Origin of the sequence: Flavobacterium hydatis (genome assembly GCF_000737695.1) — a bacterium.
Lineage (GTDB): Bacteria > Bacteroidota > Bacteroidia > Flavobacteriales > Flavobacteriaceae > Flavobacterium > Flavobacterium hydatis.
Map to the genome: position 1 here is coordinate 258,476 of NZ_JPRM01000003.1, position 23,539 is coordinate 282,014.

General features: G+C 31.4%; 21 protein-coding genes. 10 read left to right on the forward strand and 11 right to left on the reverse strand.

The features are described from left to right. From IW20_RS03170 to IW20_RS03185, 4 genes are all read right to left on the reverse strand, one after another. The gene (locus tag IW20_RS03170; RefSeq protein ID WP_035618619.1) at positions 1 to 1,461 is read right to left on the reverse strand and encodes a hypothetical protein; all 1,461 of its coding nucleotides are present in this window, start codon (positions 1,459 to 1,461) and stop codon (positions 1 to 3) included. Beyond that, positions 1,458 to 1,883 (reverse strand): hypothetical protein, encoded by a 426-nt coding sequence (locus IW20_RS03175; protein ID WP_035618622.1) that lies wholly within the window; start codon positions 1,881 to 1,883, stop codon positions 1,458 to 1,460. Before IW20_RS03175 ends, IW20_RS03170 begins: the two co-directional genes overlap by 4 nt. A 96-nt stretch (positions 1,884 to 1,979) precedes the next feature. Next, positions 1,980 to 3,269 carry a hypothetical protein gene (locus IW20_RS03180; protein ID WP_035618842.1) on the reverse strand — a complete coding sequence of 430 codons (1,290 nt, stop codon included), beginning with the start codon at positions 3,267 to 3,269 and terminating at the stop codon, positions 1,980 to 1,982. Between the two features lie 184 nt (positions 3,270 to 3,453). Next, positions 3,454 to 3,903: a hypothetical protein gene (locus IW20_RS03185; RefSeq protein ID WP_035618624.1), complete on the reverse strand. Its 450-nt coding sequence runs from the start codon at positions 3,901 to 3,903 to the stop codon at positions 3,454 to 3,456. Between the two features lie 512 nt (positions 3,904 to 4,415). Between IW20_RS03185 and IW20_RS03190 the strand changes: the two genes are divergently transcribed. The 6 genes from IW20_RS03190 to recA all read left to right on the forward strand — a co-directional run bounded on the left by IW20_RS03190 (position 4,416) and on the right by recA (position 9,762). Then, positions 4,416 to 5,564, forward strand: coding sequence for a DNA polymerase III subunit (locus IW20_RS03190; protein WP_035618635.1), 1,149 nt, complete (start codon positions 4,416 to 4,418; stop codon positions 5,562 to 5,564). Between the two features lie 4 nt (positions 5,565 to 5,568). Beyond that, positions 5,569 to 5,952, forward strand: coding sequence for a hypothetical protein (locus IW20_RS03195; protein WP_035618639.1), 384 nt, complete (start codon positions 5,569 to 5,571; stop codon positions 5,950 to 5,952). Between the two features lie 126 nt (positions 5,953 to 6,078). After that, positions 6,079 to 6,765 carry a WG repeat-containing protein gene (locus IW20_RS03200; protein WP_051885517.1) on the forward strand — a complete coding sequence of 229 codons (687 nt, stop codon included), beginning with the start codon at positions 6,079 to 6,081 and terminating at the stop codon, positions 6,763 to 6,765. 11 nt (positions 6,766 to 6,776) lie between these two features. Beyond that, positions 6,777 to 7,943: a WG repeat-containing protein gene (locus tag IW20_RS03205; RefSeq protein WP_051885519.1), complete on the forward strand. Its 1,167-nt coding sequence runs from the start codon at positions 6,777 to 6,779 to the stop codon at positions 7,941 to 7,943. A 134-nt stretch (positions 7,944 to 8,077) separates the two neighbouring features. Continuing rightward, positions 8,078 to 8,587 carry an acyl-CoA thioesterase gene (locus IW20_RS03210; RefSeq protein WP_035618641.1) on the forward strand — a complete coding sequence of 170 codons (510 nt, stop codon included), beginning with the start codon at positions 8,078 to 8,080 and terminating at the stop codon, positions 8,585 to 8,587. 167 nt (positions 8,588 to 8,754) lie between these two features. Then, entirely contained in the window at positions 8,755 to 9,762 is a 1,008-nt protein-coding gene (recA, locus tag IW20_RS03215) for a recombinase RecA (protein ID WP_035618850.1), read from the forward strand. Between the two features lie 253 nt (positions 9,763 to 10,015). On the opposite strand, the gene IW20_RS03220 is transcribed toward recA, so the two are convergent. Further along, positions 10,016 to 10,813: a lysophospholipid acyltransferase family protein gene (locus tag IW20_RS03220; protein ID WP_035618644.1), complete on the reverse strand. Its 798-nt coding sequence runs from the start codon at positions 10,811 to 10,813 to the stop codon at positions 10,016 to 10,018. Between the two features lie 196 nt (positions 10,814 to 11,009). On the opposite strand from IW20_RS03220, the gene IW20_RS03225 reads away from it, so the two are divergent. Then, entirely contained in the window at positions 11,010 to 11,387 is a 378-nt protein-coding gene (locus IW20_RS03225; protein WP_035618647.1) for a GxxExxY protein, read from the forward strand. Between the two features lie 458 nt (positions 11,388 to 11,845). Further along, a complete protein-coding gene (gene trpS / locus IW20_RS03230; RefSeq protein WP_035618650.1) occupies positions 11,846 to 12,817 on the forward strand; it encodes a tryptophan--tRNA ligase in 972 nt (323 codons plus the stop codon). Positions 12,818 to 13,151: 334 nt separating this feature from the next. Here trpS and dprA read toward each other — a convergent pair whose 3' ends face one another. Further along, entirely contained in the window at positions 13,152 to 14,252 is a 1,101-nt protein-coding gene (gene dprA / locus IW20_RS03235; RefSeq protein WP_035618653.1) for a DNA-processing protein DprA, read from the reverse strand. 237 nt (positions 14,253 to 14,489) lie between these two features. Here dprA and IW20_RS03240 point away from each other — a divergent pair, with 237 nt between their 5' ends. After that, complete coding sequence (locus tag IW20_RS03240) at positions 14,490 to 15,434, forward strand: HU domain-containing protein (protein WP_035618656.1); 945 nt, start codon at positions 14,490 to 14,492, stop codon at positions 15,432 to 15,434. Positions 15,435 to 15,631: 197 nt separating this feature from the next. Further along, a complete protein-coding gene (locus IW20_RS03245; protein ID WP_123869569.1) occupies positions 15,632 to 16,075 on the forward strand; it encodes a hypothetical protein in 444 nt (147 codons plus the stop codon). A gap of 196 nt (positions 16,076 to 16,271) precedes the next feature. Here IW20_RS03245 and IW20_RS03250 read toward each other — a convergent pair whose 3' ends face one another. From IW20_RS03250 to IW20_RS03270, 5 genes are all read right to left on the reverse strand, one after another. Further along, on the reverse strand, positions 16,272 to 17,033 hold the full coding sequence (locus IW20_RS03250; protein WP_035618673.1) for a hypothetical protein: 762 nt from the start codon (positions 17,031 to 17,033) through the stop codon (positions 16,272 to 16,274). A 37-nt stretch (positions 17,034 to 17,070) separates the two neighbouring features. After that, complete coding sequence (locus tag IW20_RS03255) at positions 17,071 to 19,338, reverse strand: helix-turn-helix domain-containing protein (RefSeq protein ID WP_035618676.1); 2,268 nt, start codon at positions 19,336 to 19,338, stop codon at positions 17,071 to 17,073. A 165-nt stretch (positions 19,339 to 19,503) separates the two neighbouring features. Continuing rightward, positions 19,504 to 20,091 carry an OmpH family outer membrane protein gene (locus tag IW20_RS03260; RefSeq protein ID WP_035618678.1) on the reverse strand — a complete coding sequence of 196 codons (588 nt, stop codon included), beginning with the start codon at positions 20,089 to 20,091 and terminating at the stop codon, positions 19,504 to 19,506. A 247-nt stretch (positions 20,092 to 20,338) separates the two neighbouring features. After that, on the reverse strand, positions 20,339 to 21,187 hold the full coding sequence (locus tag IW20_RS03265; RefSeq protein ID WP_035618680.1) for a class I SAM-dependent methyltransferase: 849 nt from the start codon (positions 21,185 to 21,187) through the stop codon (positions 20,339 to 20,341). 99 nt (positions 21,188 to 21,286) lie between these two features. Next, a complete protein-coding gene (locus tag IW20_RS03270) occupies positions 21,287 to 21,751 on the reverse strand; it encodes a GNAT family protein (protein ID WP_035618682.1) in 465 nt (154 codons plus the stop codon). Positions 21,752 to 23,539 lie beyond the last annotated feature (1,788 nt).

The following is a 23,539-nucleotide window of genomic DNA, read 5'->3' on the forward strand; positions in this document are numbered from 1 at the left end:
TTATTTTATTACTGTTATAGATCCTTTTTTTTCATCACTACCTTTTGTGATTATGTAATAATAAACCGGATTTATATTTTTAAAACTTTTTATTTCCCATTTTGAAGGATCGTAATCCACTCCATTAAACATCACCTCTCCTTGCGAACTAACTATCATAACATTTGTATCGGCATTTTTATAATCGGCAGGAATATCCCAAGTATTAAATGCGCTACTTAGACTTACTATATTTGGAATGTTTTTAAGATTTGAATCGGATACCTGAAAACCAAATTCTTTAGTCGCAGTACAACCTGTAGTTTGGGTAACGGTCACTTTATAATTACCCAATTCTTTAACCGAATAACTATCAGTTATAGCATCTGGAATAACTACTCCATTTAAAAACCATTTGTAAGTAGGATCTACAGCATCGCTAGTAACAGTTACATCTAGTGTTTCTCCTGTTTCTACATTAATCACGTTGCTATTTGGTACATTTAAACTTCCTGTAAAAGAACCTTCACTTTGTAAGTTGATAGATCCATTACCTGTACAACCTCCAAAATCGATTTTAACAGAATATAATCCGCTAACGCTTGTCTCGTAAGTTTGACTATTTGCTCCCTCGATTTTAACTCCTTCTTTAAACCACTCAAATTTTATTCCTCCAGAAACACTTAAAGTTGTGGTTCCTCCGTTAGGACAAAATGGGTTTCCAAGACTAGAAGTAATTGTAGTACTTGCATCGGTTGTAGATTCTGTAACAGTAACTTTATTCGAATAAGAATTTGAACTTGCAGAACAAGCACCGTAGTTAGTTTCGGCATAGTAAAGTCCAGGTTGAGTTACTGTATAACTTCCTCCAGCCGCAGCTGCAACAAGTGTACGAGGTAAAACTAAACCATTGTCTTTATACCAATTGTAAGTTAAGTTTGTGTGTTTTAAAGGAGAATCATTTAATGGCCCACCTGGGTTATCAATAGATAAAACAAAATTCCCGCCAGCACAATATGTTGCTGTTGGGATAAAGTTGTTTAATGTATATTGAGCATTATGAATTTTATAGTACGCAGGAAATTCAACAGAAGGCTGACCTGTAGCTGCTGGACCTGTACTTTTTACTCTAAGCCTATAATTTTCTCCTGCTGTGTTAGTTGGAAATGCAAATGTGATTTTTCCTGGCGATGATACAATTTCTCCCACTTTAGAGGTGTATACAACCGATGAGTTTGTAGTAAAGCTCCCGTCTGGTGCGGATAACTCTACTATAAACTGATTGGTTGCTAACAATCCCGTAACAGGCGAAAAGTTAAAATTTATATCATACGTATTGAATCCAGGGCTTGCACAAACAGGGCTAAAAGTAAACGTAGGTTGCCCTATAATTATTTGTGCTGATAAATCTGTATTGGCAAAAAAAATAACACATAAAAAAAGAAAACTTCTGTGAAGAATAGTAGGTAATTCTTTAATCATATGATACGTTCTTTAATTACATCTTTATCAAAAAACAATAAGCTATCAATAAATGTTTCAGAAAAATCGTACTTACAATTTACATCTAATACTTCAACTGGATTGTTGTTTTGTAGTGTAAACTTAGGTTGCGAACAGTCGGATTCTATATCATTAGAACTATTTACTACGGTTGAATTTATAGCAAAGCTACCTATGGGGGCGGACAACTCTACTATAAATTCAGTTGTAGTATTTAATGCTAAAACTGGTGAAGAAGAAAGATTCTCTTTAGCAGTTTTTTCTATAGAATTAACGCTAATCGAGGTGTCAGAAAAATCAGATTTTTCAGTATTTGCCTCTTGAGCGAATGTATGACTAGTTGTTATAAGTAATCCAAATAACAACAAGTATGGTATTTTTTTACTATGTGGGGCGATCATTCTTTTTTAGATATAAGTTTCCTATTAAAAGACAGTATACGTCTCTACGACTAAATTGTATTTAAAAAATTAAAATCAAACAAGCAAGTAGGTATACTATTTGTTTGAAGCTGTAATTTTACCAATATTAAGTCTGTAGTCCGGTCTTTTTGGATTTGAGATATCTATAAAAGTTTCGTTATTATTACTTTGAGAATAAACATTAAAGAAGATAGTATTTCCGTACCAGTTCTCTAAGTCTTCATTGTTAGAATTAAATTCAGTGAAAATATTTCCTTTACATAAATTGAAATACATTTCTTCAATTTTAATTTTTTTCAAATTAGCATCGTTAATCTCAATTTTACTATCTAATACAACCGCTGGGTTAAATCCAGAGATTACACTTCTTTTAAGCTCGATAGCTGCATTGTTTCCTACGTAAATAGCTTCTTTTACTAATCCAGATTGAATATCTGCACTAATGTTATCGCTATCATTTAGCATTGTAATATTTGATGCAGTAACCAAAGTTTGTTTTTTAGTAAAATCAGTCTCTTCTTTCTTATCGTAAGAAGCAACTTCCATACAACGAGAACCTTCTTTATTACTAGTTAAGTAAGAAGATCTAACTGCAAGAGAATTATAGATTTTACATTGAGTTCCTTGAGTAAATTTAAAATCGTTGTTGATAGACTTATAAGAAACAAATTTGTTAATGTTTAAATCTCCACCGATCATATCAAATGAGTCACCACCTGAGTAGCTCGCCATAACGTTTTCTAAAATTGTTTTGCTTCCAACACCTGCCAAAGTTAGCGAGTTAAAAGTTCCAGAACCTTTTACTTTTTTACCAGCAAACTCGATTCTAACATATCTTAAAATACCAGAGTTAGCAGCAGCATTATCACCACCATAAGTAGTTAATGAAGGATCTAAATCGTAGTTGAAAGAAGAGATATTTCCAAATTTATTTATCGGAGCATCTCCTAAAATTACAATTCCTCCCCAGTCACCAGCTTTCTTAACAGCTTTGTTAGAAGTAAAAACGATTGGGTCCGTTTCTAATCCATCAGCCATAATCGAAGACCCTTTTGTAATAACTAAAGTTCCTTTAGAATCATAGTCACCAATAATTAATGTTCCAGGCTCTATTGTAAGTACGGCATTGTTTGTTACATAAACATTACCTTGAAGTACGTAAATATTCTTCTTTAATAATTTTGTATTTACTGATATTTTTCCAGCCAAAATCTGATTGGCTTCACCGTAATCTACTTTGTTGGGTTTAAATTCTGTCCAGTTGTTTAACCAGTTGCTATAACCCATTATACCTTTTTCTTGTTGTGCATTTACTGTGCATACAGCAAAAAGGGCAATCCAAATAATTTGTAATGATTTTTTCATGGTAGTAGGTTTTAATATTAACACTAAAGTGATATTTGAGTTAATGAAATTAAAAAAACTCATTCCGGTGTTTTCCTGATAAATCAAAGAAAGCACCGAAAACGAGTTGTATAAATATCCCTTATCCCTTAATAATAACGATACGTTATAATCAATAAGATTTTAAGACATAAATAGGTTCAAATTATTCGTTATTTTCATTGAAAAGGTGCAACGTTTTAAGAGTATTTTCATAAAACAAAATTGCTGCAACTAAATTATCTTTATCAGAGTAGGGCATCATTTTTCTCTGAAATTCTACAGTTACATCTAAGAATGAATTTGTAGACGCTACTTGAGCATCTTGGATTTTTTTGTTTTCACTATCCATCGGGATACCTAGATCAGCCATCGTAACTCCTGGTTTTGTAGCCAAAGCAATATAAGGTAAAGTTTTTACCAATACTTTGATACGCTCGATGTATAATTCTAACAATTCACCTTTTTGCATACCTTTTAATTCTTTCTGATCATGGTACTTCCTAATCAGTGCAGTTGTACTAATAATGCTTTGAGGTGCATTCTTAGCCTGAGATGAAACCACCTCTGTTGACAACATTAAAAAGATGCTTAAAAAAATAATTTTCCCTTTCATAAATTCTGATTTTAAAAATTCAATTATAAAAACAAAAATATATAAATAAAGTTAACTTGCAATTTTTATTATCCTTTTTTTTAAACAAAAAGAGCCAAAATAGGACAAAAAAAGGCTATTAAACGACAAAATACGCTTCTTTGTCGATTTTTTTTGACCGTTTAAAAAAAACTGTTTTGTAGGACTCGAGACGATTTTAGTAAACTAATTATCAATATGTTAAAGTTTTAATTACTAAAAAAAACCTTACCTTTTTAAATAAATCTAAAATGATATTAACAAGAAAATGTTAATATATATTTGATAAATCACCCAATCTGGGATTTTTTTGTTAATTTTTAATTTTTCTTAAAAAGGAATTAACTAAATATCCCAAAACAATGTTCAAAACTATTAAAAGAATGATTTCTCATTTTTAGATTTTAAATTTAAGGAGCACAATCTTGCCAAAATTGACACCAACTTTGCTTCCGAAAATTTTTGGCTAAATCATTTTCTACTATCTTTGCTTCATGCAATTTTCTGAAATTTTAGGACAAGACTACATTAAAAACCATTTAGTAAAAAGTGCTTCTTCGGGGAGAATTCCTCACGCACAATTATTTATAGGTCCAGAAGGCTCCGGAACTTTACCCGCAGCTATCGCATACGCACAATATATATTATGTGGAAATACTGGGTCAGATAATGAGAATGGAAATGCTTCCTGCAATTTAAAGTTTCAATCTATATCCCATCCCGACTTACATTTTATATATCCAACCGTAACAACCGAAGATGTAAAAACCAAACCAAAGAGTTTAGATTTTATTCAGGATTGGCGTAATTTCATCCAGGAAACTCCCTACGGCGGATTATTTGATTGGTATAAAATTCTTGGCGTACAGAATAAACAAGGAGAAATTCGGGTAGAAGATGCGCAAGAAGTTTTAAAATCACTTTCGTTAAAATCTTATGAGGGTGGTTATAAAATCATGATTATATGGATGGCTGATAAAATGAATATTGCAGCATCTAATAAACTTTTGAAATTATTAGAAGAACCATCCGATAAGACCATTTTTATTTTAATATCCGAAAACGAAGAATCAATAATTCAAACCATACGATCTCGTTGTCAAGTACTTCATTTTAATGGATTAAGTGAAAAAATAATTGCAGACGCATTAGTTGCTAAACAAAATATAGAAACCAATGCCGCATTAAAAATTGCACATCAGGCACAAGGAAATTACAATAAAGCCCTGCATTTACTAAAAAATGATGATGATGAATATCCATTTGAACAATGGTTTGTTACTTGGGTTCGTGCAGCTTTTAAAGCCAAAGGAAATGCAGCCGCGATTCAGGATCTAATAGTATGGAGTGAGCAAATTGCTGGGTTGGGTAGAGAAAGCCAGAAAAAATTTCTGGAATTTTGTATCGAAATGTTCCGTCAGGCATTGTTGCTTAATTACCAAGCACCAAGTTTAGTATATATGGAACCAAAAGTTGAGAAATTTAAACTAGAGAATTTTGCTCCATTTGTAAATGGAAACAACATAAACGATATATTCAAAGAGCTTTCTGATGCGATGTATCACATTGAGCGTAACGGAAATGCAAAAATTATTTTAACCGATTTATCCATAAAACTAACACGTTTAATTCATAAAAAATAAAAAAATGAACAATATTGCCTCCATACTAATTTTAGTATTTTTAGCTGTTACATTTATTCAATCTGCTTACGACAAAATATTTTATTGGAAAGATAATGTGAGTTGGCTAAAAGGACATTTCTCCAAAACTCAACTCAAAAATCAAGTACCGCTTGCCCTGTTTAACATTCTGATTCTAGAATTAATTTCGGGAATTCTATGCATAGTTGGTTCAATACAATTGTTCTTAAACAGCGGAAGAGAATTTGGATTTTATGGCGCTATATTTTCTTGTATTACATTGATAATGTTACTTTTTGGACAAAGATTAGCCAAGGATTATGACGGTGCAAGAACAATAGCAATATATTTTATTCCGGCCGTAATTGCTGTTTATTGGTTAAACTAAAACATAAGATATTAAGTATTAAAGTTTAGATTATTTCTTTTAGTTATTAAATATCCATTTGCTATTTAATTATAGTATTTAGTAAAAACTATATATGCAATAATAGCACAATAAAACAACCAAATATTGGCAAACAATAACACGAATAAAGTCATTATATCTAGAACAAATAAATTCATTCTTTTACTTTTATTAGCATTAACATGTCAAAAAAAAGTATCTGGACAAGAGGTTTTTATGGATTCTATACAAGAAAAGTATGGACTTAAAAACGGAAAAGGTATTGTAATTTGTGAACCAAAATATGATGCAATTTATTCTTTTGATGAAGGTTTTGCCCCAATAGTACTAGATTATAAATGGGGATTTATAGATGAAAAAGGAAACGAAATAACCCCCATAAAATACACCATGGTAACTCCTTTTCAAGAAGGATTTGCATCTGTTTGGCTTGATAACAAATATGGATTCATCGACCAGACCGGAAAAGAAATAACTCCATTAAAATACGATGATACAGGCTTTTTTCATAAAGGTCAGGCTTACGTAATCATAGACAACAAATATGGGTTAATTGATAAAACCGGAAAAGAAATAACACCCATAAAATATGATAATATTGGTTGGTTAAGTGAGCAACGTACCCTTGTAAAACTTAATAACAAATGGGGATTTATAGACACAACCGGTAAAGAAGTAATTCCATTAAAATATGATGGTGTAGCACCTTTTAATAAGGGTGTTGCAGAAGTAGAACTAAACGGAAAAACATTTTATATTAACACAAAAGGAGAACGAACCTCTAAAAATTGAAATCTCATTTTATGAATCATTTAAAATTAAACAAAACAATATTTATGCTATTACTAGCATTAATAATTCAAGGAAAAACAATTGCACAAGAAGCTTATTCAGATCCGGTTACGAATAAATGGGGATTAATTGATGATGATGGAAATTATATCCTGACTCCTAAATATGACAAGATGTTTGCTCCAGAAGAAGGTTACTTCATAGTCGTGAAAAATAAAAAACAGGGCTTTATTGATGGAACAGGAAAAGAAATACTTGCGCCAAAATATGATGAAATTTTTGCGCCAAAAGAAGGTTTTTTTATAGTTGTAAAAAACAATAAATCGGGTGTTGTAAACAGTACTGGAAAAGAAATTGTGGCACCTAAATATGATAAAATTTTTGCTCCAGACGGAGGTTATTTCATTACTGTTCTTAATGACAAATATGGATTTGTCGATTTATACGGCAAAGAAATTCTGGTTCCTACATACGACGAAGTTTTAGCTCCCGAAGAAGGATTTTTTGCTGTAAAACAAGGATCAAAATACGGTACAGTAAATGAAGCTGGAAAACAAATTGTAGCGCCAAAATATGATCAGATTTTTGCCTACCATAATGGTTTGTCAATTGTTGTTATTAACGAAAAACAAGGTTTAATCGATACCAACGGAAAAGAAATAACCCCTATAAAATATGATAAAGTTTATGGTAATGAAGATGGATTTTCTTTAATAGAATTAAACGGAAAGACAGGATTTGTAGACCAAACAGGAAAAGAAGTAATTCCTCCAAAATATGATGATGCTTTTGACTTTTCAAACGGATTTGCCATTATAGTTGTAAACAACAAATGGGGATTAATTAATGCAAAAGGTAAAGAAGTAGTCGCTCCTAAGTATGATAAAATATACGCTCTTGAAGGCAATATTGCACAAGTGGTTCTTAAAGAAAAAGTTGGATACATTGATGTTACAGGCAAAGAAATTATCCCTTTAAAATATGATTCAATCTTTGCTTTTGATGGCGAATATACTTCTGCAAGCATTAATAATAAATGGGGATTAATCAATAGAAAAGGGCAAACTATAATTCCTTTCAAATACGATTCTATGACATGTTATTGCGGAGAAAGAACAGAAGTAGAACTTAATGGCGAAACATTTTCTTTGAACCTCAAAGGAGAACGAATAGATTAAAGGCTAAATAATTTATCAAAAATCTAAGAAGACTATCAATCTAAGAATTCTAATTATTGATTACATTTGAGCCAAATAATACAATTTAATGTTTTAATAATTAAAATATTAAAAATCAACAACATAGCAATTAAATGAAACCTAAACATCCTTCAGAATCTTTAACAATATTAACTGATTTAGTTTTACCAAGCGAAACTAATCCTTTAAACAATCTATTTGGTGGCGAATTATTAGCCCGAATGGATCGTGCTGCAAGTATTGCTGCCCGAAGACATTCACGCCGAATTGTAGTTACAGCATCTGTAAATCACGTAGCTTTTAATAGAGCCATATCACTAGGAAGCGTAGTAACTGTTGAAGCAAAAGTGTCAAGATCTTTTAAAAGTTCAATGGAAGTTTTTATAGATGTATGGGTCGAAGATCGCGAATCAGGAAATAGAACAAAGGCAAACGAAGCTATTTACACATTTGTTGCTGTAGATGATACAGGAAGACCGGTAGAAGTACCACCAATTGATCCAGAAACAGAGCTTGAAAAACAACGTTATGAAGCTGCATTACGTCGTAAACAACTAAGTTTATTATTGGCAGGCAAAATAAAACCAGAAGAAGCAACAGAACTTAGAGCGTTATTTTTATAAAAAAACAATCTGAAAAAGAGAAAATAAATCCCGTTGCAACTTCAAAAAAAAGAAGTATTTTTACGTCGATTACACGCCAATACAAATTAAATCAAGAAGTTAATGCTTTATTGATTTTATATAAAAGAGTTATAAAAATTTAGATGAAAGAAAAAGACAAAAAAGAGATGAGTTCAGAGAAAGAAGCCAAATTAAAAGCGCTACAACTTACGCTTGATAAACTTGATAAGACTTACGGAAAAGGAACCGTGATGAAAATGGGCGATAAAGCCATTGTTGAAGTAGAAACAATTTCATCAGGATCATTAGGAGTAGATTTAGCTTTAGGTGTAAACGGTTACCCTAAAGGAAGAATTATCGAAATATACGGACCAGAATCTTCTGGTAAGACTACACTAACATTACATGCTATTGCCGAAGCTCAAAAGGCGGGTGGAATTGCTGCATTTATTGATGCTGAGCATGCTTTTGATAGAAATTATGCTGAAAAATTAGGAATCGATATCGAAAACTTAATTATTTCTCAACCTGATAATGGGGAACAAGCATTAGAAATTGCTGAGAACTTAATCCGTTCAGGAGCAATTGATATTGTGGTAATTGACTCTGTTGCTGCTTTAACTCCAAAAAGTGAGATTGAAGGAGAAATGGGAGATTCTAAAATGGGACTTCACGCACGTTTAATGTCTCAGGCACTTCGTAAACTTACAGGAACAATTAGCAAAACAAATTGTACTGTATTCTTCATTAACCAGTTAAGAGAAAAAATTGGTGTAATGTTCGGAAATCCTGAAACTACAACTGGTGGTAACGCATTAAAATTCTACGCTTCGGTACGTTTAGATATTCGTCGTTCTTCTCAAATTAAAGATGGAGATAACGTAATTGGAAACAGAACCAAAGTAAAAATCGTTAAAAACAAAGTTGCTCCACCATTTAAAACTGCCGAATTCGATATTATGTACGGAGAAGGAGTTTCTAAAACAGGAGAAATCTTAGATTTAGCTGTTGAATTTGAAATCGTTAAAAAAGCAGGTTCATGGTTTAGCTACGGTGAAACAAAATTAGGACAAGGTCGTGATGCTGTAAAATCGCTAATTAAAGACAATCCAGAATTGGCAGAAGAGCTAGAAGTTAAGATTAAAGCACATATCAAAGAATTGGCAAGCGCCTAAAAATATAAAACCCGAATTAATTCGGGTTTTTTTGTGCTTTTTACGCAACCTTTTTCTATAAATCACATCTATACAAAGAATAGTAGTTTTTAAGCCTTAAAAAGGCTCTTTATTATGAATTTTTAAAACATAAAAGATGAAGAAGAAACTGGAAACGTTATTCCAAAATCACTGGATAACAAAAAGAAAATTGAGAATGGTAATGAATTTTATTTCTAAAAAAATCATACACCGATAAGGCAAAATTTACTTTTTAAGAATTAACGCTTGACTCTTGTTCTTGCAAAACTAAATCTTCCTGAAAGATTTTGTCTTTGTGAAACACTAACAATTGTCTATAAATCAACTGTCTTACTTGGTCTCGAAGGTCTTTTCTGTCTTCGGGATTAAGCTTTGCTGTTTCTATAAACGAGTGAATTTTTACTCTCATTTTTCCTGGACTTCCGCTAAAAAAAGTGTAAGAAAATCGCTTTTTATTATCAGCATAAGTAATCGGAACAATCGGAATATGATGTTCGATGGCTAAACGAAAAGCCCCATCTTTAAACTCATCCAAAACTATAGATTCATCATCTGGAACTCCTCCTTCAGGAAAAATACAGATGCTTAAACCTTGACTCAAACGCTTTTGAGCTCTGTTAAAAACATCCATCTTACTTTTAGAAGATTTTCTGTCAACCAAAATGCACGTTCTTTTGTAGAAAAAACCAAACAACGGAATCTTCGAAAGTTCTTTTTTTCCAACAAAAACAAATGGATTTTTAATAATAGCCAACGTTAGCATGATGTCGGTCATCGAAGTATGATTAGCCACAATCATGTAGCTTTTATGAGGATCTAAGGCTTGCTCCTTCTCTACTTTGTAGTAAAATCCCATTCCGAAAAGAATGAATTTTGCCCAAATTCTTGCCATTTTAAAGAAATACGGATAGCCGCTTTCAGTAAGAATCGATAGAACCAAAAATGGAAACATTACCAATATCGGGATGGCCATTAATACATAAAACCAAACACGCCAAATAACCCAAAAAACAATTTTAAATCCTTTCATAGATTCAAATGTAGTAAAACAGAAATGAATTTTGCAAAAAGAATTTATTAGGAAAGAATTTAACCGCAAATTTTATCATTAACAGCAAAACACACAAGATGTTTATTTAACACAGAGAGCACAAAGTTTTTCGCGGAGATAAAAAAGCATAAATTATAAGAAAATAATTATTAAATTTAGCTTTTTTTAATTTAATATGACTGAAAACGAAATATCAACAACAATTATCGGATTAGCAATTCAAGTACATAAAGCGCTTGGTCCTGGTTTATTAGAGAATACATACAAAGAGTGCTTATATTATAAAATCACAAAGCATGGTCTTTTCGTAGAGAAGGAAAAAGCAATTCCAATAACTTTTGAAGAAGTAAAATTAGATTGTGGCTATCGTGTTGATTTATTGGTAGAAAACAAATTAATCATTGAACTTAAAAGTGTAGAATCACTAAGTACAATACATTTAGCCCAAACCCTAACCTACTTAAAACTGGGAAATTATAAACTGGGGTTGCTCATAAATTTTAATGAAATATTACTGAAAAACGGAATCCGAAGAGTAATAAACAACTTCTAAATAACACTAAACTTTGTGAACTTAAATATAAAAAAATCTTTAATCGTAATAACCTAAGCCACAGCTTTAAGAACTCTGCGGAAACCTCTGCTCCCTCTGTGTTAAAATAACTTTATCTTAATTCCCAAAGGCCAAAGCTTTGTCAACTTTGTGAACTTTGCGGAAACCTTTGTATTCTCTGCGTAAAAAAACTATTTAATAGCAATAACCTAAGTCACAGCTTTGTGAACTCTGAGAAAACCTCTGTAATCTCTGCGTTAAAAAAACTCTTTAATCGTAATAATCTAAGCCAAAATATTTACGAAAATCTTTATGCCCTCTGCGTTAAAAATCTATTTAATCTTTATAATCTGTGGCGAAAACCCATACATTATTTGTGTTAAATAAAAACTTTGAGAAAAACTTTGCAGACTTTGTGTAAAACTTTGCGAACTTTGCGGTTAAGAAAAAAATTTAGCATGGCAAAAATACTTACAGGCGTACAAAGTACTGGAACGCCGCACTTAGGCAACTTATTGGGAGCAATTATTCCTGCAATCGAATTATCTAACAAACCAGAAAACAATTCATTTTTGTTTATCGCCGATTTGCATTCGATTACACAAATAAAAGACGGTAAAACTCTAAGAGAGAATACCTATAGCGTTGCTGCTGCCTGGCTTGCTTTTGGATTAGATATTGACCGTGTTACTTTTTACAGACAATCTGATGTTACACAAACAACAGAGTTAACTTGGTATTTAAGCTGTTTTTTTCCTTTTCAAAGATTAACATTAGCGCATTCTTTCAAAGATAAAGCGGATCGTCTTGATGATGTAAACGCTGGATTATTCTCTTACCCAATGTTAATGGCAGCAGATATTTTACTTTATGACGCAGAATTTGTTCCAGTTGGAAAAGATCAATTACAACATATAGAAATTACTCGTGATGTAGCTTCGCGTTTTAACCACCAAATGGGAGAAACATTTGTAATTCCAGAAGCTAAAATTCAAGAAGACAGTATGTTGATTCCTGGAACAAATGGAGGAAAAATGAGTAAATCGGCTAATAATTTTATCGATATATTCTTAGATGATAAAACGTTGCGCAAGCAAGTAATGAGTATCGAAACGGATAGTACACCACTAGAAGAACCTAAGAACCCAGATACTTGTAATGCATTTGCAATTTATTCGCTTATGGCAACAGAAGAGCAAATTGCTACAATGAGGGCCAATTATTTAGGCGGAAATTATGGTTATGGTCATGCCAAACAAGCATTGTTTGAATTGATTACTGAGAAATTCAAAACAGAAAGAGAAAAATACCATTACTACATAAACAACCTAGACGAAGTAGATGCTTTGCTTAAAAAAGGAACCGAAAAAGCAGCCGTTATTGCAAATGAAGTTCTGGAGAGAGTAAGAGTAAAACTAGGGTTTAACTAGAAAACTAAAGTAAATATTATGCCTGCAAAGTCTTATTGATTTTGCAGGTTTTTTTTATCAAACAACATTTACTAAATCGATTTAGTAACTATAAAAAGACTTATAACTAATCAATCTAAAGGTATTAAATTCCATAATCTTGTCTTTTCGACGAAGGAGAAATCTTCACAAGGAGCTCTGTAAACTGAATCACAAATCTTTGTCGAGTTTCGCACTGAGATTTCTCCTTCGTCGAAAAGACAATTTTGTGAAGAAACTTTACGAACTTATCGCTTAAATTCTCAATCCATGATTTCGAGAAAATCTACATAGAGCTTTAATCAAAAGATAAAAATCAAATAGCCTCAAATAACTTTCCAGGTAAAGGGCGAATAACTCCCTTAAGTTCCATATTCAATAACAATCCTGAGATTTTGTAAATCGGGAAATTGCATTTTAAAGCAATCGTATCCATTAAATCCTTTCCAGTTTTTAGTAAATAATCATAAATTTTCTGTTCGTCGGGTTCTAACTCTACAAATAGTTGCTTTTGTACCGATTTAGACTTGTTTTCGACGTCCCAGTTTAAAATATAAACCAAATCGGCTGCATTGGTTAGGAGGTTTGCTTTTTGTGTCTTAATTAAGTTATTACAGCCTTGGCTAAATTTATCCGTAGTTCGTCCAGGTACAGCAAAAACATCCCGATTATAATCATTCGCCATATTTGCTGTAATAAGTGATCCTCCTTTATCTGCAGATTCTATAACGATTGTAGCTTCGCTCATGCCAGCAACAATACGATTTCGACGTACAAAATTTTCTTTATCAGGGTTAGACGAGCTCCAAAACTCGGTCATAAAGCCACCATTTTGTTCTACTCTCGCAACATATTTTTTATGAGTTTTGGGATATATTTGGTTTAATCCATGAGCAACAACACCAATAGTCTGGAGATTATTATCCATTGCTAGTTGGTGCGCAACAATATCAACACCATAAGCAAAACCACTTACAATAATAGGATCCAAAGGAGCTAAATCTTCTATTAACTTTTTACAAAATTCCATTCCGTACGACGTGATTTGTCTCGTTCCTACAATACTTATGATTTTTTTATCCTTCAAATCTATGTTTCCGGAGCTAAATAACAAAACGGGAGAATCCATGCAATGTTTCAAACGATCAGGATAGGTATTGTCCTGAAAAAAACTTATATTAATCTTATTTGCATGAATAAAATCTAGTTCTTTTTGAGCTTTTTCAAAAATTGACTTTTCTTTAATATTCTTCAATAAAACAGATCCAACTCCATCAATAGTAGCAAGTTGTGATGACTTCGTTTTAAAAATTGCTTCGGCAGTGCCACAATGTAGCAATAGCTTCTTTGCCATTATATCTCCCACTCCATCAACACTTTGTAAGGCTAATAAATAAAATAAATCCTGATCAGACATTTGCCTATATAATTTGGTTATACAAATAAAACAAAACCCTTATTTGTTATTTACAAAGATGATAATTTTGCGTAAATTCTTCCCAAAAAAATTAAACTTAAAAAAATAATTATAAATTGAAAAAAAATGAGTTTTCGTAAATACATAGATTTCAAATGTTTACATAAAGTTTTGAATTGTTAATAAAAATTGTGAATAAAATTTTGATAACTATTTACGTTGTCTAACTTTGTTACTATGAAAATCGAAACTTACATCGCGCAGTTATTGTATCGTTATCAGTGTGTAACGGTTCCTGGGTTTGGAGCTTTTTTAACCGAAATTCAATCGGCTCAACTTAATGAAGGCACAAATTCTTTTTTTCCACCGAAAAAATTAATTTCTTTCAATTCACACATCAAGAACAATGATGGCTTGTTGGCAAATCATATTGCTCAAACAGAAAAAACATCATATAAATTTGCTGTGAGTGCACTTCATTTTGAGGTTTTGAGCTGGAAAAAAGAATTAGAAGATAACGGTTTTCTTTCAATAAAAAATGTTGGGGAAATTAGACTCAATGCAGACAAAAACCCTGTGTTTACTCCAAATGATCAGAATAATTATTTAGCTACTTCTTTTGGTTTAAGCCCATTCATTTCTCCTATGGTTAAAAGAGAAGCTTTCGAAAAACAAATCGAAGCTTTAGTAGAAGATACAGATGAAAATGAAGCAATTGAATTATCAGGATATAGAAATTCTTATTTAAAATATGCTGCAATTTTTATTCTAGCTTTAGGTGTTACTGGTAGTATTGGTTACCCAATGTATCAAAACCAAATTGCTAGCCAAACTGTTCTTGTAGAAACAGCTGTACAAAAGCAAGTTCAGAATAAAATTCAGGAAGCTACTTTCTTTATAAAAAACCCAATGCCAGCGGTAACTCTTTCTGTAAAAGAAGATAAATTACCAATGCCTTATCACATTATGGCTGGTGCTTTTAGAAGCGAAAAAAATGCAGAAAAAGCATATAAACAATTGAAAAAAGCTGGTTATGATGCTAAAATAATTCCTGCAAACAGACACGGTCTTTTCCCTGTTTTGTATGGTAGTTATGCTACAATGCGTGAAGCAGAAAAAGCACAGAAAGAAATTCAAAATACTATAAATCCTGATGCCTGGATTTTAATAGAAACTCTATAATCATAAAAGAGACAATCATTTAAGATTAAAAGAACAAATTATATTAACTAAAAACACCATTTCTTGACAAAAGAAAATGGTGTTTTTTTTTACAACCACATAAGCTATAAAAACAATAACATAAGGTTTTTACTATATTTTGTCGGTGTTTTGGAATAATGTTTGCAGAAGTTTTAAAAACATTAAATTTTAATACCATGAACATTGCACAAAAATTAGGCATCCTTTTTTGCCTTTTAATTACAACACAATCTTTTTATGCACAACAAACAATTACAACGAATTTAACCCAGGAAATGCTCTTGAAAAAAGAGAAAGAAGACGCAAAGAAAACGTTAGAAAATCAGAAAGAGTTACAAAAAAGACAGGATCAATTAAAGCAAGAACAAAACAAAGCAGAGAAGCGTCAGAAAAAGATAGAAGACGCTCAAAACAAAATAGAAAAAACTAAAAAGGAAATAAAGAAAGCTGAGGACAAAAATCTGAAAATTCAGAATGAAATAACCGTTAACAAACTGCCAGAAAACAAGCTTCAGCAAAAAATGATAAAGTCTAAAGAACAAGAACTTGAAATTTTAAAACTCCAATCTAAGCTTACGGAACAGCAACAAAATCTAACAAAAATTTTAGATTCTAAATAGCCCAAAATTATCTAAAAAAGGAAAGCCTATTCTGTTAAATAGGCTTTCCTTTTTTAAAATTATAAATAACAATTGGTACAACTTTTATAATACTTATCTAACCTTTGAATGACACAATTAGAATAATAAAAATAAGATAACACGGGTTAAATTTAAATAAATAAACAATGCATTAAATAGAAAATAAAATTCTCAACTACCTACGAACAATATTAATATCTTGAGAGATAATCTCCTTTTTATTCTCATAAATAGATAAATATCCGGGCGGTGAATCATCTGCCCCTACTAAAATAATATAGCATTCGTAACGAAAATTACCATTTATAAAATCATAATAATGGTTCCCTCCCATTCCATCAAAGACAATTTTCCCATTAGTAATCACTAAATCAGGTTTATCAGTCATTGGTTTATCGATCCTCCACGACGAGTATCTAAGATTTTCATTTCCCAAATCATCAATCCTAATTTTATACTTACTCGTTTGTAAAAAACAAATCGGTTCTTTAAACTTAGCAATAGAAAAATGTAATGTCTTTTTCTCATTCGCGATTAGCTGTTTTTTTTGATTATTCTCAAATTTAGACTGATAATTTACTGATATTAAAGTTCCTGCATCATCAAGCCAAAGCAAGCCATTATAAAGCATAATACCTCTTTCTCCAACTAAGGCCCAATCTTTACTTAAACTTGATTTTATAATTTGATTCTTTAACTTCTCATCAAAGATTTCATCATACCTTTTTATAAACTCATTTTTATTTTTAATCTCCGGAATGGGATACGATCGGTAAATTGGGTATTTAACATTGTCGGCAATGTCTAATTTTCTATTATTCTTGATGTTATCAATAAAATTTTTGACGTTTTTTTCAGATTGCTTATCTAATTTCTGACTAAAACAAAATTGATAGATAAACATAAACAACACAAAATATACAAAACTCTTTTTCATAATTAAATATATTATATCATAGACAAACTTTAGATAATCAATTCAAACTTGCTTTAAACATTCGTAATTCGTCCCAAGTAAATTTCTCTCCGTGCTTCTCTTTCAATCCGTTAAGAGATTCTTCCTGATAGAATTGGAAAGCTTCTTTTAAAGCCGATATTTTATCAGCCGGCAACACATCATTTACCGAAATAACTTTCGTTTGAATCAGTTTTACCAAATGAGATTCAATGGTTTGAGTTGTAAGTTTACGAATATTAGCAATATCTTTTATAGACATTTTTTCCTGCCATAACTCATACGTTTCTTCGACAGTAGATTTTTTAACCGTTTTTTCTTTCGGTTTTTTAGATGAATAACGTTCCACAGGTTCGTCATCATCCAATAAATCTCCATTTTTACTTTTAAAATTATCCCGAATTATGATCGTTTTCTTACACTTGTAATTTTTGATCTCTGGCGATGTTAATTTCTCTTTAGAGATCGTATCTCCAGCAACAACCGTTTCTATCAATAAACGGGCTTTCATTAGGCGTAAAACGGCTTTTGTTTGCAACTCCTCTAACAAAACTAATTCATCATAAAAAGCCTTCACTTTTTTGAGACGCTGAATTTCTTCGATTTTGTATAAAAGTTCATAAACTAAATCATCCATAGGTTTCATGAAATATCCGTAAGCAGCTTCTATTCGCTCAGAAACATGAATCAAATCGACCGTTTCGTTATTAAAAATTTTATTAAGCTGAACAATGAATTTTATAGCTGGATCTACAAGCGATTCTATTATCAAAGTTTGTTTTTTTGCCCATAAAGCATGCTTAGCTTTTTCTGAACTTTCAGACTTTTCGTTGTAGCTGTATTGATGATTGCGCCATTCTTGTGCCAAATTAGCCCAATCAAAACTGTTAGCCAGATACTTATGAATAAAATTCTTAGTTTCGAAGTGTAAAGAATTCTTCAATAATTCTTCCGAAGCTTTATTCAAAGCATAATCCATCACATCCTGATCGTTAGAAATACCATTCATGCGCAGCGGAGAAAGCAAAATAAGCCCATTTAAGGAACGTAAACGTGATAATGCCACATACGCCTGTCCGGGAAGAAAAACTTGCGATACATCGAGCGCTGCTTTGTCAAAAGTTAATCCTTGGCTTTTATGAACCGTAATTGCCCAAGCGAGCTTGATCGGATATTGCACAAAAGTTCCCAAAACCTCCTCCTCTATTTCTTGAGTCATTTCGTCGACTTTGTATCGAATATTTTGCCATTCGTATTTTTCGACTTCAATGGTTTTATTCTCCTCAGGAAAATGAACCATGATTTCCTGGCTCGAAAGGGATTTTATCACGCCCATTTTTCCGTTGAAATAATTTTTATCAAAAGACAAATCATTCTTCACAAACATAATCTGAGCGCCAACCTTAAGCTGAAGATTTGGGTCTAGTGGGTAAATTTTTTCAGGAAAATCACCAACAATATCAGGAAAATAATTATGCATTTTACCTTTCAAATCATTGATAGCCTGATTATTGATTGCGTCTGCCTTAGCATTATGTGTAGTAAGAGTTATATAACCCGGGTTGTTTTTTAAGTCGAAATCTGGTTGAACGTACTGATTTAGACTCTGAATATCTTGTGGTGTTATTTGGTTGTTTCTCAGATTATTCAATACTGAAATAAACGAATCATCAGTCTGACGAAAGATCTTAGACAACTCAATGTACAAAGGTGGATTTTGTTGAATTACATGCGAATGGAAAAAGAATTTTCCGCGGTAATACGTTCTCAAAGTGCGCCATTCTTCATCACGAATTACTGGAGGCAATTGCAATAAATCGCCAATAAATAATACCTGAACTCCACCAAATGGTTGGCTACTTTTACGAACAGTTTGCATCATAAAATCCATAGCGTCAAGTAAATCGGCACGCAACATACTGACTTCATCAATAACCAAAAGTTCCATATTCCTGATAACAGAACGTTTCACATTATTCATTTTAAAATGCCTGCGCAACGTTGCCTTCGTTTCAAACTTAGTAGTTTCTGAGAATTGCGGCGAAGAATTATCTGGTATAAAACCTGCAAATGGTAACTGAAACATCGAGTGAATCGTAACCCCACCAGCATTAAGCGCAGCAATACCTGTAGGTGCCACTACCACAGTGTTTTTATGTGTTGTTTCGATAATTTCGCGCAACAATGTAGTCTTACCAGTTCCGGCTTTTCCTGTAAGAAAAATAGAACGTTGTGTCTGGTTTATAAACTGTAGCGTATAGGAAGCTACTTCGGAAATATTTTGCATTAGGCTTGTATTTTAGAAAAGAAAAAACTCGAAATTCTAGTTAGAAATTCATTTTGCAAAAGTAGAAGAACATATCGAGTTAAAAATCTAATTATAGATAATTTATAATAAAAAAAGCCTATATCGTTGTGGATATAGGCTTCAAAAATAGTTTCTTAATTTTTATTATTTTTTTGCTGTCGCTGTATCTTTTGCTTTAGCGTCAGATTTAGTATCTAGCTTTGTACCAGCTTTATAATTGTCATTCAAAGCTTTAACGATATCTTTTGTAATATCATATTTGTCTTCAGCATATAAAATTGATGCTGCATCACCTGTACCGTAAATGTAAGAATACCCTTTTTCTTTACCGTAATTCTTGATGAATTTTTTAACTCCAGTAACCAAAGTATCCATTTCGGCACCGCTTTCTTGTTGCAATTGTTGAGCTAATGCTTGTTGTGCATACCCTAATTGTTGTTCTCTTTTTTGTAACTCAGCACCTCTTTGTTGTGCCCATGCTTGACCATTGGCTTGTGCCTGACTTTGGAAATTAGCAGCATCTTGTTTAAAACGAGTAATCTCGGCTTGAAGCTGTCTCCCTTTTTCCTCTGCTTGTGCTTTGTATTTAGCTTCAAGGTCTTTTGCTTCTGTGTACTCTTTCATTAAAACTGAAGTGTCAACGTAAGCTGTTTTTACTTCTTTAACTTCTGCCGTTTTGTTACAAGCAACAACTGAAATTGAAAGTGCGATAATTACTAATGCTTTTTTCATTTTGTTAATTTCTATTTTTTTTAAAGTATGAAAGACAAAAATATAAAAAAATCAATAGCACCGACATAAAGTTTAAAAAATGCTCGATTTTTCTAGTATCAATTTTTGTTATCAAACCCCGATTTTATATAATTTACTGCTATTAATATTGGATTTATTAGCTCTTTTTTAAGAGACTTTCTTAAAAAGGGAATACAAAGACATATTTACAACCTAAAACGTCCCGTAAAGGGCTTAAAAATGCTTTTTACTTGTTTTTTAAGACGTAAATGTGCGATGAATATTCTAAAGTTCGTTTTGCTTTCCAATTTGACTTTAATCCGATAAAAAACGCCGATAGATAATTCATTTTTCCAGTTTTGTATTTTTCCGAAAGTAGGCTCACATAAAACGAATCAAATTTCATCGGAAGAATTTTTTCGAGGCGCATATCTACTTTTTCAAAAAGAGACTGAATTGCTTTTTTCGAGAAATGCCAAAAATGAATTGGCACATCATAAGCCGCCCAAAAAGTTTTATAATGATTTGCATCAAAAGATTTGAAATTTGGAACTGCTACAATTAACGTTCCAGTTGGCTTTAATAATCGCTTCAATTCCTGAATTTGAAATTCTAAATTTGGAACGTGTTCCAAAACATGCCACATCGTAATTACGTCGAAAGAATTATTTTCTAAGTCGCTAATTTTTTCAACAAAAGAAATTCCTTTTTTAATTGCAATAGATTTAGCTCTATCACTTGGTTCTACTCCAACAGTATTCCAGCCATTCTCTTTTGCCGTTAATAAAAAATCTCCGGTTCCAGCACCAATATCTAAAATTCTTCCCTTTTGAGGATTTTCAGAATTAATCAAATTCAACTTATTTTTTAAAGCGATATTTTTTACAATGTGATATGCTTTTTCAAATAACGAACGTTTGTTATCTGTGTGCGAAATATAATCTTCGCTTTCATAATATTTCCCCAGGTTATTTTCATCAGGTTGAGGAGATGTAATTAGCATGTCCAAAGTTTCATCATAATACAATTCAAAAGTTTCTTTAGAAACAGAATGATCTTTTACAGTAAGAAAATGTTTTTTGTTTAAAACGTCCATTTTATAATTATTGGTATTTTGGTTTAATTTCACAGCAAACCCTAAAAACGAATTTTATCATTTTTAGGGCATACTGTATTTAATTTTTAATTTTTCTCTTTAACGCTTCCAATTTATTTTGACAGCCGATATCTTTTCGTTTTCAATTCTTGTTTCAGCACAAACTGTAAATCCATTTTTTACATAAAACAACAATGGAGATTTATATGGCGCTGCATTTTTTTTAATTTCATTTTCGTGGTCTATAACCCAACCATTCAAATTATCCTTATTCTTTTTTAATTCTTCAATTAAAAAAGAACCTTTCCCTCTTCCATGAATTTGACTGTTGACAATAATTGCAAACCAATCTTCATTATCTCTCAAAAAAGCAAACGCCCATCCTTGAATTATATTCTCATCATTCATTAAAAAATGATGTTTTACATCCGACAAACTATTTAAATACAAATCAAAATCATGAATTGTTTGATGATTTAAATTCTTTGTATATTCATTGTTCCAAAGTTGCAATAAGCTTTCTTTCTGTTCTAACGATAAAACTTCTCCTTGAACTATCTTCATAATCTAAAAAATTAAAAACGCAATACATTCAATAAATTCAATGCTTCCCAAAGTAGTTTCACGTGGAACAGTTCGATTATAGATTTGAGATATTAGATTTTAGATTGGTGAACTAACCGTTTAACTAAAAATAAAAAATCATCAAATTCAACTCTTCTCAATGTAGTTTCACGTGGAACGTACAATTTAAGATTGTAGAATATAGATTTTAGATTACAGTTACGATACGTACAAAAAATCAATTCTCATTCAAAAAAAATAATACTTCGCAAAGGAGTTTCACGTGGAACCGTTTGATTTTAGATATTAGATTTTAGATTGCAGAACTAACCGTTGAACTAAAAAGAAATACACAACAAATTCAATATATCACAAAGTAGTTTCACGTGGAACGTACAATTTTTAGATTTCTTATATTAGATTACAAAACTAACTCTTCAACCAAAAATTATCAAGCCTGGTTCTATCCTATTCACATTCCAGAAAACAATTCATCAAAATCAGGTAACAATCATATCTCTTATCAAATGCTCCTCAAGCAAACTCTAAATAAATATCATACGAAGATATCAATTCAGATCGGAAAAAACATGCTTTAGTAAGCTTCAATCACACAAAAAATCAAGAATTTCAAAACATTTCTTTACTATTCTAATTTGCAGAAACAATTCTAAAAACGCTGTCGAAATGCATCTTTCGTTATCATTTTTAAAACAATCAAAAAAAAGCTAACATTCGGCAAATGTATAAAATCAGATTAAAGAAATCATTTTAATTTAAAACATAAATTATTCTTTAAACACAAGAACATACAATGCGGACTCAATCCTACTTAAACTTAAAAAAAAAACATAAAAATCAATTACCCACAGTGTTTGTCATTTCAACCAAGGATACGAGAATAGTGAACGGGCGAAGTAAATCTTCATGAGTAATTATAAAAAAGCTAGAACTCACATTGCAGAGTTTCTTGTGGAGATTTCTCCTTCGTCGAAATGACAAACTGTATAGATAATTACCTTTTATAAAAAATTTGCGCTTTACGATAAATTTATCCGATACTGTATTATAGAATTTTCCTTAACTAAATGATGTTGGTTTCGGCACTAAAAAGTAAAATTTTAAAACAAAATTGCTCAAAATTTTCAATTTCGATTAAAATACTCATTCATTATCTATAAAATTACTCCTGATTAAATTCAAAAATCCATAACGTAGTTTCACAACAAAACTAATTTAAGATTACAATTCAGTTGAGTTAATCCAAAACTTCTAATACTTTTTAGAAATTTCATTTAAAACAATTCAAAAAACAATCAATTGCAACAATGTATCAATTTAGATTAAACGATACATTTTTAAATTAAAAAGACTGCTTTTATAGAAAAGGAAGAATATTAAAACTAACTACTACCCTATTTTAAATTCAGTTTAGAGAATACAAATACAATCTAGGTGATTCAATTAGTTTATGAAGCGAGAAAATTCTAAAACAAATTCATATTTACATAAAGTAAAAAATCAATTTCGAGTTTATGAATCATATCACGCCGTTATAAATAATTATAATTACATCGTAAATTCTAAACATTTTTTTAAAAAGAAGAAAGAAACTTTAGATTATGGAATAATTTCTAAATCTAAAAACCTCAATAGAATCAACGTTTAACAAAGTAGTTTCACGTGGAACATTTTAATTTGTATTGAAGAATATCTATTTTAGATTGCTGACCCAAGCTCGATGTTATTATACTAAGTCAAAACATATAATACTCTATCGAATAAATT

Bases quoted from the DNA above. Each gene is read 5' to 3' on its own strand.
- IW20_RS03170 (WP_035618619.1), bottom strand. From the start codon at position 1,461: ATGATTAAAGAATTACCTACTATTCTTCACAGAAGTTTTCTTTTTTTA.
- IW20_RS03175 (WP_035618622.1), bottom strand. From the start codon at position 1,883: ATGATCGCCCCACATAGTAAAAAAATACCATACTTGTTGTTATTTGGA.
- IW20_RS03180 (WP_035618842.1), bottom strand. From the start codon at position 3,269: ATGAAAAAATCATTACAAATTATTTGGATTGCCCTTTTTGCTGTATGC.
- IW20_RS03185 (WP_035618624.1), bottom strand. From the start codon at position 3,903: ATGAAAGGGAAAATTATTTTTTTAAGCATCTTTTTAATGTTGTCAACA.
- IW20_RS03190 (WP_035618635.1), top strand. From the start codon at position 4,416: ATGCAATTTTCTGAAATTTTAGGACAAGACTACATTAAAAACCATTTA.
- IW20_RS03195 (WP_035618639.1), top strand. From the start codon at position 5,569: ATGAACAATATTGCCTCCATACTAATTTTAGTATTTTTAGCTGTTACA.
- IW20_RS03205 (WP_051885519.1), top strand. From the start codon at position 6,777: ATGAATCATTTAAAATTAAACAAAACAATATTTATGCTATTACTAGCA.
- IW20_RS03210 (WP_035618641.1), top strand. From the start codon at position 8,078: ATGAAACCTAAACATCCTTCAGAATCTTTAACAATATTAACTGATTTA.
- recA (WP_035618850.1), top strand. From the start codon at position 8,755: ATGAGTTCAGAGAAAGAAGCCAAATTAAAAGCGCTACAACTTACGCTT.
- IW20_RS03220 (WP_035618644.1), bottom strand. From the start codon at position 10,813: ATGAAAGGATTTAAAATTGTTTTTTGGGTTATTTGGCGTGTTTGGTTT.
- IW20_RS03225 (WP_035618647.1), top strand. From the start codon at position 11,010: ATGACTGAAAACGAAATATCAACAACAATTATCGGATTAGCAATTCAA.
- trpS (WP_035618650.1), top strand. From the start codon at position 11,846: ATGGCAAAAATACTTACAGGCGTACAAAGTACTGGAACGCCGCACTTA.
- dprA (WP_035618653.1), bottom strand. From the start codon at position 14,252: ATGTCTGATCAGGATTTATTTTATTTATTAGCCTTACAAAGTGTTGAT.
- IW20_RS03240 (WP_035618656.1), top strand. From the start codon at position 14,490: ATGAAAATCGAAACTTACATCGCGCAGTTATTGTATCGTTATCAGTGT.
- IW20_RS03245 (WP_123869569.1), top strand. From the start codon at position 15,632: ATGAACATTGCACAAAAATTAGGCATCCTTTTTTGCCTTTTAATTACA.
- IW20_RS03250 (WP_035618673.1), bottom strand. From the start codon at position 17,033: ATGAAAAAGAGTTTTGTATATTTTGTGTTGTTTATGTTTATCTATCAA.
- IW20_RS03255 (WP_035618676.1), bottom strand. From the start codon at position 19,338: ATGCAAAATATTTCCGAAGTAGCTTCCTATACGCTACAGTTTATAAAC.
- IW20_RS03260 (WP_035618678.1), bottom strand. From the start codon at position 20,091: ATGAAAAAAGCATTAGTAATTATCGCACTTTCAATTTCAGTTGTTGCT.
- IW20_RS03265 (WP_035618680.1), bottom strand. From the start codon at position 21,187: ATGGACGTTTTAAACAAAAAACATTTTCTTACTGTAAAAGATCATTCT.
- IW20_RS03270 (WP_035618682.1), bottom strand. From the start codon at position 21,751: ATGAAGATAGTTCAAGGAGAAGTTTTATCGTTAGAACAGAAAGAAAGC.